Raw genomic sequence first — 13,242 nt, forward strand, 5'->3', positions numbered from 1 at the left:
GTGCACCGTAGTTGGGTGGCGGGGGTGGGGGTGCGCCGTAGCCGGGTGGCGGCGGAGGAGCGTTGTGCCGCCCCGGAGGCGGCTGGTAGCCGGGATAGCCGCCCTGAGGGTCGGCCGGATTGCCTGGATATTCTGGCGGCTGGCTCATTGCTGTCCTAGTTGCCTCGTAGTTCGCTCCCGATCGGGGCGTAGCAAACGGGAACTTAGCAAAGATGTGCCCAACACGCGCGCATTGGCGGGCTAGTGGCAGGGCAATAATGTGCGACCGCGTTCACGTGGCCGGTGCGGCTGGCGCGCGTGGTATGCCTGAAGGCGTGTCCGACGGTCTGTTCGACCTGCCTGGCGCTCCGAAATCGACCGACCACAGCTTGAGCGTTTCGGGTGCCGAGGCGCCGCTGGCGGTCCGCATGCGTCCGGCGTCGCTGGACGAGGTTGTCGGGCAGGAGCACCTGCTGAGGGCCGGGTCGCCGTTGCGCCGCCTGGTCGAGGGTTCGGGCGTGGCGTCGGCCATCCTCTACGGGCCGCCCGGAAGTGGTAAGACGACGCTGGCGGCGTTGATCTCGCAGGCCACCGGTCGTCGCTTCGAGGCCTTGTCGGCGTTGTCTGCCGGTGTCAAAGATGTTCGGGCCGTGATAGACAAAGCGCGCACCGCTCTCCTGTCCGGCGAGCAAACGGTGTTGTTCATCGACGAGGTGCACCGGTTCTCCAAAACCCAGCAGGATGCGCTGTTGGCCGCGGTGGAGAACCGGGTGGTGCTGCTGGTGGCGGCTACGACGGAAAATCCCTCTTTCTCAGTGGTGGCCCCGCTGTTGTCGCGCTCCCTGATCCTGCAGTTGCGACCGCTGACCCCAGACGACATCCGCACCGTGGTCCAGCGGGCGATCGACGACCCGCGCGGACTGGGCGGCCGGGTCACCGTGTCCCCGGATGCGGTCGAGTTGTTGGTGCAACTGGCGGCCGGCGATGCGCGGCGGGCGCTGACCGCCCTCGAGGTGGCTGCCGAAGCTTCGGATCACGTGGTTGTCGAAACCATTGAGCAGTCCCTGGATCGGGCCGCGGTCCGCTACGACCGGGACGGCGACCAGCACTACGACGTCGTCAGCGCATTCATCAAGTCGGTGCGCGGTTCCGACGTGGACGCGGCACTGCACTACCTGGCCCGGATGCTGGTGGCCGGTGAAGACCCGCGCTTCGTCGCGCGCCGCCTGATGATCCTGGCCTCCGAAGACATCGGCATGGCCGATTCGAACGCACTGCTGGTGGCGGTGGCCGCGGCGCAGACGGTGGCGCTGATCGGCATGCCGGAAGCGCAGCTGACCCTGGCGCACGCCACCGTGCACCTGGCCACGGCGCCCAAGTCCAATGCGGTGACGACGGCGTTGGGCGCGGCGATGGGCGACATCAAGGCGGGCAAAGCCGGCCTGGTGCCGCCCCATCTGCGGGACGGGCACTATTCCGGTGCCGCGGCGCTCGGCAATGCCCAGGGCTACCGGTACTCCCACGACGACCCGGACGGCGTTGTTGCCCAACAGTATCCGCCGGATGAGCTGGTGGGGGTGGACTATTACCGGCCCACCGGCCGCGGTGCCGAACGGGAGATCTCCGGCCGCCTGGACCGGCTGCGCGCGATTATCCGTGGGAAGCGGGCGCGGTCGTGAAGCATCTGGGAGCACTGCGCCGAACGTGAAGCTGGCCGCGCGGTCGGCGCCGAACGTGAAGCTGGCCGCACGGCCGGCAGCCAGAGCGGCCTCAGACCAGCTCCGGCACCCGCAGGTGAGCCAGTGCCAGCTCGAATTCGCCCACGTCGTCCTGGTCGATGCCCAGGTCGCGCAGCATCGCCGTGCGTAGCGAGCGGGCGGAGTCAGTGCAGCGCTCCATCGCTTCGAGGCTGTCGTAGGTCACCGAGGCCACCGCCCGGGCGGACGTGGGATCGACCAGCAGACTGGCGCTGCAGAAGCCGTCGAATTCCTCGACCGCCGGCAACACGGCCCACCGGTAGAAGTCGATGGCACGCTCGAACTGCTCGGGACGCGCGCGCAGCCAGGTGGCCCGCACGCAGGCGCCCGGTCCGGAGTGGTGGTCGCGATGCAGCAACGCGATCCGCCACTGATCGACTACCGCGCTGCCACCGAAGACCTCGACCGCGCGGTATCGCACCGGCCACAGCCGTTCGGCGCTGGCCTGCATCGCTGCCTCGGAAGCCCAGGAACTGGTGGCGATGCAGCGACCGGACTCGCGGTCGACCAGCAGCGAGATTCCCACGCAACCCTCCATTTCCCGGAGGGTGGGCATCACCACGTCGCGAACGTGGGCGATACCCATGTTGATCGATGAGGACTGTGCCTGGATTGTGGTTGAGCGTGCGTACACGGCCGACGCCTCCTGTGTCGGAGCGGCGCCGCGGGATGGGTAAGGGCGCCGCGCGGTCCCACCTTTCACCTTCCTCCGGGTGGTCGAGTGTGGCAATGGTCACATCGCCAAGGGCCATCTGGTCGTAGGCTGGATTGAATGCAGACCGACGTACTTGATGTCGATACCTCGCGCCGCCGCATCGTGGATCTCACCGACTCACTGCGCAATTTCTGCTCCGCCCTCGGCGACGGCCTGTGCAACGTGTTTGTTCCGCACGCGACCGCCGGGGTGGCCATCATCGAGACCGGCGCCGGTTCCGATGACGACCTGGTGGACACCTTGGAGCGGCTATTGCCCCGCGACGATCGCTACCGGCACGCTCATGGCTCGCCGGGTCACGGCGCCGACCACGTCCTGCCGGGAATCGTCTCGCCGTCGGTGACGATCCCAGTCACCGCGGGTGAGCCGCAGCTGGGCACCTGGCAGAGCGTCGTGCTGGTCGACCTGAACCGCGACAACCCGCAGCGATCGGTCCGGTTGAGCTTCGTGCAGGGCTAAGTGCGAGGCTAAGCGGGCCAGAATACGACTTCGGCAGCCACGCTGCGGCGAATAGGCTGGTAGCGCTCGCGCGCGTAGGTGCGGGGATATCGGGACCGGAACTAAGGAAGAAGGACAGTGCAGACACACGAGATCAGGAAGCGGTTCCTTGATCATTTCGTGAAGGCAGGCCACACCGAGGTGCCCAGCGCCTCGGTGATTCTCGACGATCCCAACCTGTTGTTCGTCAACGCCGGCATGGTGCAGTTCGTGCCGTTCTTCCTGGGGCAGCGCACCCCGCCGTACGCGACGGCCACCAGCATCCAAAAGTGCATCCGCACCCCGGACATCGACGAGGTGGGCATCACCACCCGGCACAACACCTTCTTCCAGATGGCCGGCAATTTCTCGTTCGGCGACTACTTCAAGCGCCGGGCAATTGAGCTCGCGTGGGCGCTGCTGACCAATTCGGTGGACGACGGCGGATACGGCCTGGATCCGGAAAAGCTCTGGGCCACGGTGTACCTGGACGACGACGAAGCTGCGCAGCTGTGGCGCGAGATCGCCGGGTTGCCTGCCGAGCGGATTCAGCGCCGCGGCATGGCCGACAACTACTGGTCGATGGGCATCCCCGGGCCGTGCGGGCCGTCGTCGGAGATCTATTACGACCGCGGCCCCGAATTCGGCGTCGACGGCGGACCCGTCGCCAACGAGGACCGCTACCTCGAGGTGTGGAACCTCGTCTTCATGCAGAACGAGCGCGGCGAGGGCACGTCGAAAGAGGACTACGAGATCCTCGGACCGCTGCCCCGCAAGAACATCGACACCGGGATGGGTGTGGAGCGCATCGCGCTGGTTTTGCAGAACGTGCACAACGTCTACGAGACCGACCTGCTGCGCCCGGTCATCGATCTGGTGGCGTCGCGCGCACCCCGTGGCTACGACGTCGGCAACCATGCTGACGACGTGCGCTACCGCATCATCGCCGACCACAGTCGCACCGCCGCAATCCTGATCGGCGACGGCGTCAGCCCCGGCAATGACGGTCGCGGCTACGTGTTGCGCCGGTTGCTGCGCCGGGTGATCCGCTCAGCGAAGCTGCTCGGTATCGACAGCCCGATCGTCGGCGACCTGATGGCCACCGTCCGCGACGCCATGGGTCCGTCCTACCCCGAACTGGTCACCGATTTCGATCGCATCAACCGCATCGCGGTCGCCGAGGAGACCGCGTTCAACCGCACCCTGGCCTCGGGTTCCAAGCTGTTCGACGACGTGGCCGGCACCACCAAGTCCTCGGGCGCCACCGTGGTCTCCGGCTCGGACGCGTTCACCCTGCACGACACCTACGGCTTCCCGATCGAGCTCACCTTGGAGATGGCGGCCGAATCCGGGCTCAGCGTCGACGAGGCCGGATTCCGCGAACTGATGGCCGAGCAGCGCCGCCGCGCCAAGGCTGACGCCGCCGCACGCAAGCACGCGCACGCCGACCTGTCCGCCTACCGCGAGCTGGTCGACGCCGGTCCGACCGAGTTCACCGGCTTTGACGAATTGACTTCGGAAGCAAAGATTCTGGGCATCTTCGTGGACGGCAAGCGGGTGCCGGTGGTGGCGCACTCCGATGCGGTGAACGCCGACCGGGTGGAGTTGATCCTGGACCGCACGCCGCTGTATGCCGAATCCGGCGGGCAGATCGCCGACGCGGGCAGCATCAACGGCACCGGTTCGGGAGCCAGCGCGCGTGCCGCGGTCACCGACGTGCAGAAAATCGCCAAAACCCTGCACGCGCACCGGGTCAACGTCGAGTCCGGCGAATTCGTCGAAGGCGATACGGTCGTAGCCGCGGTTGACCCGGGCTGGCGCAAGGGCGCCACTCAGGGGCACTCCGGCACCCACATGGTGCATGCCGCGCTGCGGCAAGTGTTGGGGCCCAACGCAGTTCAGGCCGGCTCGCTGAACCGTCCGGGCTATCTGCGCTTCGACTTCAACTGGCAGGGGCCGTTGAGCGAGGACCAGCGCACCCAGATCGAGGAGGTCACCAACGAGGCGGTGCAAGCCGACTTCGAAGTGCACACGTTCCTCGAAAAACTCGACAAGGCCAAAGCCATGGGCGCGATGGCGTTGTTCGGCGAGGCTTATCCCGACCAGGTGCGGGTGGTGGAGATCGGCGGACCGTTCTCTTTGGAGCTGTGCGGCGGCACCCACGTGCACAATTCCGCACAGATCGGCCCGGTGACCATCCTGGGCGAATCGTCGATCGGTTCGGGAGTGCGACGAGTGGAGGCCTACGTCGGGCTGGAGTCCTTCCGTCACCTGGCCAAAGAACGCGCGCTGATGGCCGGGTTGGCGTCGTCGCTGAAGGTGCCCTCCGAGGAGGTGCCTGCCCGGGTGGCGAGCCTGGTGGAACGACTCAAGGCGGCCGAGAAGGAACTCGAGCGGGCCAGGTTGGCCAATGCCCGCGCGGCCGCCACCAACGCTGCCGCCGGCGCCGAGCGCATCGGTAACGTCCGGGTGGTGGTTCAGCGCATGTCCAGCGGGATGACGGCGGCGGACCTGCGCTCGCTGGTCGGCGACATCCGCGGCAAGCTCGGCAGCGATCCCGCGGTGGTGGCGCTGATCGCCGAAGGGGAGAGCCAGACCGTTCCCTACGCGGTGGCGACCAATCCCGCAGCCCAGGACCTCGGGATCCGCGCTAACGAACTCATCAAGGAGCTCGCGACGGCCGTCGATGGCCGCGGCGGGGGCAAGGCCGATCTGGCCCAGGGCTCGGGCAAGAACCCGACGGGTATCGATGCCGCGCTTGATGCAGTCCGGGCAGAGATAGCGCGGGTCAGCTGAGTGGTCGGATCACGGCAGGACTCACAGGGCGGCGACCCGCTGCGACCGGCTTCGCCGCCCTTGCGATCGCCGCAGGACTCACAGGGCGGCGACCCGCTGCGACCGGCTTCGCCGCCCTTGCGATCGCCGCAGGGTCAGCCTGACCGACCGGACGATTCCGACCCCGGCCGGGGCCGCCGCCTCGGTATCGACGTGGGCACCGTGCGCATCGGTGTGGCGGCCAGCGACCCGGACGGCATATTGGCCACCCCGTTGGAGACGGTGCGCCGCGACCGGTCCGGGAAGCACGTGCGCCGACTGGCCGCATTGGCCGCCGAGGTGGAGGCGGTGGAGGTGATCGTCGGGCTGCCCCGCACGCTGGCTGACCGTATCGGCCAATCGGCCGAGGACGCGATCGAGTTAGCCGGCGAACTCGCCGAACGCATCGCTCCCGTCCCGGTCCGGCTCGCCGACGAGCGGTTGACCACCGTCGTCGCGCAGCGGTCGCTGCGCGCGGCGGGTGTGCGATCCCGGCAGCAACGGTCGGTGATAGACCAGGCCGCTGCGGTAGGGATCCTGCAGGGCTGGCTTGATCAGCGTCGCGCTCTGATCGGCGGACCGGGCGCGGAAGCTGCCAATGTCTGAGCGTGAAAAGGCCAAACCCGTGGCCGTCGGCCCCAGCCGGCACCGCAAAAAGCGGACGGATCGCAAACGGGCCGAGCGCACTAACGGCCGACGGTGGGCCTCCGGCGGTTTCGCGGTCGGCTTGCTGGTCCTCGTCGTGGTGGCCGCGGTTGTCGTCGGCGCGAAGCTGTGGCACGTCATGTCGAGCAACGAGGACGACTTCAGCGGTGACGGCAAGCGTGACGTCGTGATCCAGATCCAGGCCGGCGACTCGACCACCGCGGTCGGGCAGACACTGCTGCAGCGTGGTGTGGTGCGCACCGTGCGGGCATTCGTCGACGCCGCCCACGGAAACGCGGCGATCACCGCGATTCAGCCCGGGTTCTATCGGATGCGCACCGAGATCCCGGCCGCAAAGGCCGTCGCGCGGCTGATCGACCCGAACAGCAGGGTAGGCAGGCTCGTCATTCCCGAAGGGCGTCAGCTCGACGACACCACCGACATGAAGACCAACAAGACCACGCCCGGGATCTTGACCCTGATCTCCCGCGCCACCTGTGTGGACCTGGACGGCAACCAGCGTTGCGTCTCCGTCGCCGACCTGCGCGCCGCGGCCAGCAAGAGCACGCCAGAAGCGCTGCAGGTACCGGATTGGGCGCTCGAACCGGTGCGGGAACTCGGCAGTGACCATCGTCGGCTGGAAGGCCTGGTCGCGCCCGGCACATTCAACATCGACCCGGCTTCGTCGGCGGAGACGATCCTGACGAACCTGGTCAGCGCCGCGACCAGCTCTTACCTCACTTCGGGGTTGGTGGACACCGCCAGGGCACTGGGCCTGTCGCCATACGACATCCTGGTGGTGGCGTCGCTGGTGCAGCAGGAAGCCAACGTCGGCGATTTCACGAAGGTGGCCCAAGTCATCTACAACCGGCTGCACGAGCACCGCAAGCTCGAGTTCGATTCGACCGTCAACTACCCGCTGGACCGCCGCGAAGTGGCCACCACCGACGCCGATCGCGAACAGCGCACGCCCTGGAACACCTACATGGCCGAGGGGTTGCCGGCGACCGCCATATGTTCTCCGGGGGTCGACGCGTTGCGGGCGGCCGAGCACCCCGCGCCGGGGGATTGGCTGTACTTCGTCACCATCGACGGTCAGGGGACGACGCTGTTCACCCGGGACTATCAACAGCATTTGGCGAACATCGAGCTGGCCAAACACAACGGTGTCCTCGATTCGTCCCGCTAGCACCGCGAGAAAGGCAGCCGTCCTCGGCTCGCCGATCGCGCATTCTCGTTCCCCGCTACTGCATCTGGCCGCCTACCGTGCGCTCGGGCTGACCGACTGGACCTACGAGCGCATCGAGTGCGACGCCGAGCAGTTGCCGGGCGTCGTCGGCGGCTTGGGCCCGGAGTGGGTCGGTCTGTCGGTCACGATGCCGGGCAAGTTCGCCGCTCTGCGATTCGCCGACGAGCGAACCGCACGGGCCGACCAGGTGGGGTCCGCCAACACGCTGGTGCGCACACCGAACGGCTGGCGGGCCGACAACACCGACATCGACGGTGTCGCGGGGGCGCTGGGGCCGCAGCGAGGTCATGCGCTGGTCTGCGGGTCGGGTGGGACCGCGCCGGCGGCTGTGGTCGGACTCGCCACCCTGGGCGTCGCCGGTATCACCGTGGTCGCGCGCAACCCGGACAAGGCAGCGCGGTTGGTGGAACTGGGAGCCAGGGTGGGTGTAGCGACCCGGTACCGCGGCCTGGACGACGCCGGGCTGGCCGAGGAGGTGGCCGCCGCCGCGGTCCTGGTCAGCACCATCCCCGCCGACGTCGCGGCCGGCTACGCCGACACCTTCGCCCCCATCCCGGTGCTGCTGGACGCCATCTACCACCCGTGGCCGACACCGCTGGCTGATGCGGTGGCCCACGCCGGGGGTCGGGTGATCAGCGGACTGCAGATGCTCTTGCATCAGGCGTTCGCGCAGGTGGAGCAGTTCACCGGGCTGCCGGCGCCGCGCGAGGCGATGATTCGCGCCTTGGATTAGCGGCTCGACGCGCTGACGAGGGTGCGCAAGTTGTCCGGCGAGGGTGCGCAGGTGTACGGCGAGGGTGCGCAGATGTCCGGCGAGGGTGCGCAGATGTACGGGGACACGCCGCGGCGAATGGCATTTCACGCACCCTCGTGCCTCTGTCCGGCGAGGGTGCGCAGATGTCCGGCGGGGGTGCGCAGATGTCCGCCGAGGGTGCACAGATGTACGGGGACACGCCGCGGCGAATGGCATTTCACGCACCCTCGTGCCTCTGGACGCCTCTGGACGCCTCCGAAGGCCTCCGAAGGCCTCCGTAGCCCCCGCGAAACCCCCGGATAACCCCCGCAGCTGACTTGCGCAACCACAGCAGTCGATTAACCTGCGCCGCATGCGGATTGCGCTGGCCGGCCTGGCGCTGACCTGGATGCTGGTGCTGAGCTGCTACGACATCCGGCAACGACGGCTACCCAACCTGCTCACCCTGCCCGGTGCCACGGTGATCCTGGTCGGCGCCGCCTGGATGGGTCGCGGCCTCCCGGCGGTGGCTGGTGCTGCAGCGCTGACCGCGACGTATCTGGTGGTGCATCTGGCCGCCCCGACGGCCATGGGTGCCGGCGACGTGAAGTTGGCGATCGGCCTGGGCGGTCTGGCCGGCTACTTCGGCGTCGACGTCTGGTTTCTGGCGGCGATCGGCGCTCCGCTGCTGACGGCGGCGGTGATCGCGGTGTCGTGCCGTGCCCACGCGGTTCCGCATGGGCCGTCGATGTCCATTGCCACAGCGGCAGCGGCTGGCCTGACGCTGCTGGATTAACTGGCGATCAGACGTACATGGGAAGATGTTCCGGTGTTGCGCTGGATCACTGCGGGGGAGTCCCATGGCCGAGCGCTGGTGGCCATGGTCGAAGGCATGGTCGCCGGCGTGCATGTCACGTCGACCGAAATCGCCGACCAACTGGCTCGCCGCCGGCTGGGCTACGGGCGCGGCGCGCGGATGAAATTCGAGCGCGACGCGGTGACGATCCTGAGCGGTGTGCGGCACGGCAACACGTTGGGCGGACCCATCGCGGTGGAGATCGGCAACACCGAATGGCCGAAGTGGGAGACGGTCATGGCCGCCGACCCCGTCGACCCCGCCGAGTTGGAGAACATCGCGCGCAACGAACCGTTGACCCGGCCGCGACCCGGGCACGCCGACTATGCGGGCATGCTCAAGTACGGCTTCGACGACGCCCGGCCTGTGCTGGAGCGGGCCAGCGCCCGCGAGACCGCGGCCCGCGTCGCCGCCGGGACCATCGCGCGGGCGTTCCTGCGGCAAGCGCTCGGCGTCGAGGTGTTGTCGCACGTCATCTCGATCGGCGCTTCGGCGCCCTACGACGGTCCACCGCCGCGCGCCGAGGATCTGCCGGCCATCGATGCCAGCCCGGTCCGCGCATTCGGCGAGAAGGCAGCAGAGTCGATGATCACCGAGATCGAGGCCGCCAAGAAGGACGGCGACACCCTCGGCGGCATCGTCGAAGTGGTGGCATTGGGCCTGCCGGTCGGCCTGGGCTCCTTCACCAGCGGCGACAACCGGCTCGACAGTCAACTGGCCGCCGCGGTGATGGGTATCCAGGCGATCAAGGGTGTGGAGATCGGCGACGGCTTCGAGACCGCCCGCCGACGCGGCAGCCGCGCCCATGACGAGATGTACCCCGGGCCCGACGGCGTCGTCCGCTCGACCAACCGCGCCGGCGGGCTGGAAGGCGGAATGACCAACGGCCAGCCGCTGCGGGTGCGGGCTGCGATGAAGCCCATCTCCACCGTGCCGCGGGCACTGGCCACCGTCGACATGGCCACCGGCGACGAGGCCGTCGCCATCCATCAACGTTCCGATGTGTGCGCCGTGCCGGCAGCGGGCGTCGTGGTGGAGACCATGGTGGCGCTGGTGCTGGCCCGCGCGGTGCTGGAGAAGTTCGGCGGCGACTCGCTGGCCGAAACCCGCCGCAACATCGAGGCATACCAGCGCACGGTCGCCGACCGGGAGGCGCCGGCCACCCGGGCCACCGGAAGCTAGCCGCAGATGTCTCCCAAAGCGGTACTTGTGGGCTTGCCGGGCTCCGGCAAGTCGACCATCGGACGCCGGCTGGCCAAGGCCCTCGGGGTGAGCATGTTGGACACCGACGCGGCCATCGAGCAGCAGACCGGACGCACCATCGCCGACATCTTCGCCACTGACGGCGAGCGGGAGTTCCGCCGCATCGAGGAAGAGGTGATCCGCTCAGCCCTGGCCGAGCACGACGGGGTGCTGTCCCTCGGCGGTGGCGCGGTGACCAGCCCCGGCGTGTGCGCGGCGCTGGCCGGCCACACCGTGGTCTACCTCGAGATCAGCGCCGCCGAAGGCATACGGCGCACCGGCGGCAATACCGTGCGGCCGCTGCTGGCCGGGCCGGACCGCGCCGAGAAGTTCCGGGAGCTGATGTCCAACCGCGTTCCGCTGTACCGCCGCGTCGCCACCATCCGGGTCGACACCAACCGTCGCAACCCCGGCGCGGTGGTCCGCTACATCGTGTCGCGGCTGAACACTCAGGTAGAGGCTGCGAAATGACAGACAACACCACGCCGGTCACCGTCGAGGTGGCCGTCGACCCGCCGTACCCCGTGATCATCGGCAGTGGATTGCTCGGCGAGCTCGAGAAGTTGCTCGCCGACCGGCATAAGGTGGCCATCCTGCATCAGCCGGTGCTGGCGCAGATCGCCGAGGAGGTCCGAACCACTTTGGCGGACAAGGGAGTCGAGGCGCACCGCATCGAAATCCCCGACGCCGAAGCCGGTAAGGATCTGCCCGTTGTGGGTTTCATCTGGGAAGTGTTGGGGCGCATCGGGATCGGCCGCAAGGACGCGTTGATCAGCCTCGGCGGCGGGGCCGCCACCGATGTCGCCGGTTTCGCCGCCGCCACCTGGCTGCGCGGCGTCCCGATCGTGCACGTGCCCACCACGTTGCTCGGCATGGTCGACGCGGCGGTCGGCGGCAAGACCGGCATCAACACCGACGCCGGCAAGAACCTGGTCGGCGCCTTTCATCAGCCGTTGGCCGTACTGGTCGACCTCTCGACGCTGAAGACGTTGCCGCGCAACGAAATCGTCGCGGGAATGGCAGAGGTGGTGAAGGCCGGGTTCATTGCGGACCCGGTGATCCTGGACCTCATCGAAGCCGATCCGCAGGCGGCGCTGGACCCCGCAGGTGAGGTGCTGCCCGAACTGGTCCGGCGCGCGATCGCCGTCAAGGCGAAGGTGGTCGCTGCCGACGAGAAGGAATCCGAGCTGCGCGAAATCCTGAACTACGGGCACACTTTGGCGCACGCGATCGAGCGCCGGGAACGCTACCAGTGGCGTCATGGCGCCGCCGTGTCGGTGGGCCTGGTGTTCGCCGCGGAACTCGCCCGACTGACCGGCCGCCTCGATGACGCCACCGCGCAGCGCCACCGCGCCGTCCTGACGTCGCTGGGCTTGCCGGTGAGCTACGACGCCGACGCGCTGCCGCAATTGGTGGAATACATGGCCGGCGACAAGAAGACCCGCGCCGGGGTGCTGCGGTTCGTGGTGCTGGACGGGCTGGCCAAGCCGGGCCGGCTGGTCGGACCCGACCCGGGTCTGCTGGTGACGGCCTACGCGGGAGTGTGCGCGCCATGAGCAATTCGACCGTGAACGTGATCAACGGCCCGAATCTGGGCCGGCTGGGCCAGCGCGAACCCGCCGTCTACGGCAGCACTACTCACGACGAGCTGGCCGCCCTGATCGAGCGCGAAGCCGCCGATCTGGGTCTCAAAGCCGTTGTGCGGCAGAGTGACAGCGAAGCCGAGTTGCTGGACTGGATTCACCGGGCCGCCGACGCCGGGGAACCGGTGATACTGAATGCCGGCGGTCTGACCCACACATCAGTGGCGCTGCGCGACGCGTGCGCCGAACTGAGTGCGCCGCTGATCGAGGTGCACATCTCCAATGTGCATGCGCGCGAGGAGTTCCGACGCCATTCCTACCTGAGTCCGATCGCCACCGGGATCATCGTTGGCCTGGGGATCCAGGGCTATCTGCTGGCGCTGCGCTACCTGGCCGCTACTCGTTAGATTTCTTGTGCGGCCTGGTCTCGTCCAGGTTGAGCACTTCGGTCTTGGCGTCGCTACCGCTGTCGCCGGTGCGGATCGCGTCGGTCTTGGTGTCGCCGCTGTGCTCTTGGTCGCGTGTGCGGATCACCTCGGTCTTATCCTCGGTGCCGCGGTCCCCGGTGCGAATCACCTCAGTGGGTTCGTCACGCTCCCGTTCGGCGGTGGCCACCGACGACGTCCGCTCCTGGGTCTGGCCGCCGTCTGACTGGCGGGGGATCTCACCGGTGGGGTTGTCGTCGTCGCGAACGGCGGAGAACACGTCGGTGTCCTCTCGGTCATCCTTGGCCCGCCCGTGGTGTCGCTCCGGTTCCTTGTCGGCTTTGCGGTCGATAAGCCACCTGCCGAGGGCCACGCCGACGATCCCGAACAGGAACACCAGCAGCGCGGTGAACGCCGCGAAGGTAGTTAGCTCGTTGAATATCCCACCCGTGTAGATGCCTTTGTAGAAGATCGCGATGATCCAAGCGATGAGGCCGCTCAGCAGCCCGGCGACCAGACCGCCCAGCAGCCACACCATCGCGAGGTCGTCTCGACGATCCGGGTCTTCGTGGGCTCTGGCGTCGGCGCGCCCGTCGCGCAGCCCCCACACCAGCGCACCGGTCACGAAGAGAAGCAAGAGCACAATGCTGATCAGGGCGGACTGCGTCTGCCACGCGTTGATCAGCGCCCCTTGAAACAGGCGAAGAACGACCATCGCGGCGGCAAAGACCAATCCACGCAGCATCCACTTGTTCATGGGCAGACAG

Annotated in this window: 13 protein-coding genes; 11 read left to right on the top strand and 2 right to left on the bottom strand. The window is 68.1% G+C overall.

Annotation, left to right across the window (positions count from 1 at the left end):
* Positions 1-302 precede the first annotated feature (302 nt).
* Positions 303-1,658, top strand: coding sequence for a replication-associated recombination protein A (locus A5636_RS22270; protein WP_065160842.1), 1,356 nt, complete (start codon positions 303-305; stop codon positions 1,656-1,658).
* Positions 1,659-1,749: 91 nt separating this feature from the next.
* Here A5636_RS22270 and A5636_RS22275 read toward each other — a convergent pair whose 3' ends face one another.
* Positions 1,750-2,370 (bottom strand): antibiotic biosynthesis monooxygenase, encoded by a 621-nt coding sequence (locus tag A5636_RS22275; RefSeq protein ID WP_065160808.1) that lies wholly within the window; start codon positions 2,368-2,370, stop codon positions 1,750-1,752.
* Positions 2,371-2,508: 138 nt separating this feature from the next.
* Here A5636_RS22275 and A5636_RS22280 point away from each other — a divergent pair, with 138 nt between their 5' ends.
* The 10 genes from A5636_RS22280 to aroQ all read left to right on the top strand — a co-directional run bounded on the left by A5636_RS22280 (position 2,509) and on the right by aroQ (position 12,457).
* Positions 2,509-2,910, top strand: coding sequence for a secondary thiamine-phosphate synthase enzyme YjbQ (locus tag A5636_RS22280; protein WP_065160809.1), 402 nt, complete (start codon positions 2,509-2,511; stop codon positions 2,908-2,910).
* Between the two features lie 117 nt (positions 2,911-3,027).
* Positions 3,028-5,724 carry an alanine--tRNA ligase gene (alaS, locus tag A5636_RS22285; RefSeq protein WP_065160810.1) on the top strand — a complete coding sequence of 899 codons (2,697 nt, stop codon included), beginning with the start codon at positions 3,028-3,030 and terminating at the stop codon, positions 5,722-5,724.
* 117 nt (positions 5,725-5,841) lie between these two features.
* A complete protein-coding gene (ruvX, locus tag A5636_RS22290) occupies positions 5,842-6,348 on the top strand; it encodes a Holliday junction resolvase RuvX (RefSeq protein ID WP_065160843.1) in 507 nt (168 codons plus the stop codon).
* Entirely contained in the window at positions 6,341-7,576 is a 1,236-nt protein-coding gene (gene mltG, locus A5636_RS22295; RefSeq protein ID WP_065160811.1) for an endolytic transglycosylase MltG, read from the top strand. The genes ruvX and mltG overlap by 8 nt, the downstream gene beginning before the upstream one ends.
* Positions 7,554-8,369: a shikimate dehydrogenase gene (locus A5636_RS22300; RefSeq protein WP_065160812.1), complete on the top strand. Its 816-nt coding sequence runs from the start codon at positions 7,554-7,556 to the stop codon at positions 8,367-8,369. Before mltG ends, A5636_RS22300 begins: the two co-directional genes overlap by 23 nt.
* Before the next feature lie 373 nt (positions 8,370-8,742).
* The gene (locus A5636_RS22305; protein ID WP_065160813.1) at positions 8,743-9,165 is read left to right on the top strand and encodes a prepilin peptidase; all 423 of its coding nucleotides are present in this window, start codon (positions 8,743-8,745) and stop codon (positions 9,163-9,165) included.
* 33 nt (positions 9,166-9,198) lie between these two features.
* A complete protein-coding gene (aroC, locus tag A5636_RS22310) occupies positions 9,199-10,407 on the top strand; it encodes a chorismate synthase (RefSeq protein ID WP_065160814.1) in 1,209 nt (402 codons plus the stop codon).
* Between the two features lie 6 nt (positions 10,408-10,413).
* Positions 10,414-10,938, top strand: a complete 525-nt coding sequence (locus A5636_RS22315; protein WP_065160815.1) for a shikimate kinase — start codon at positions 10,414-10,416, stop codon at positions 10,936-10,938.
* Positions 10,935-12,023: a 3-dehydroquinate synthase gene (gene aroB / locus A5636_RS22320; protein ID WP_065160816.1), complete on the top strand. Its 1,089-nt coding sequence runs from the start codon at positions 10,935-10,937 to the stop codon at positions 12,021-12,023. The genes A5636_RS22315 and aroB overlap by 4 nt, the downstream gene beginning before the upstream one ends.
* The gene (aroQ, locus tag A5636_RS22325; RefSeq protein WP_065160844.1) at positions 12,020-12,457 is read left to right on the top strand and encodes a type II 3-dehydroquinate dehydratase; all 438 of its coding nucleotides are present in this window, start codon (positions 12,020-12,022) and stop codon (positions 12,455-12,457) included. Before aroB ends, aroQ begins: the two co-directional genes overlap by 4 nt.
* On the opposite strand, the gene A5636_RS22330 is transcribed toward aroQ, so the two are convergent.
* Positions 12,447-13,232 carry a B-4DMT family transporter gene (locus tag A5636_RS22330; RefSeq protein WP_065160817.1) on the bottom strand — a complete coding sequence of 262 codons (786 nt, stop codon included), beginning with the start codon at positions 13,230-13,232 and terminating at the stop codon, positions 12,447-12,449. The two genes, aroQ and A5636_RS22330, sit on opposite strands and share 11 nt — an antisense overlap.
* Positions 13,233-13,242 lie beyond the last annotated feature (10 nt).

The organism is Mycobacterium asiaticum (assembly GCF_001673315.1).
In the GTDB taxonomy this organism is placed as follows: Bacteria; Actinomycetota; Actinomycetes; order Mycobacteriales; family Mycobacteriaceae; genus Mycobacterium; species Mycobacterium asiaticum_B.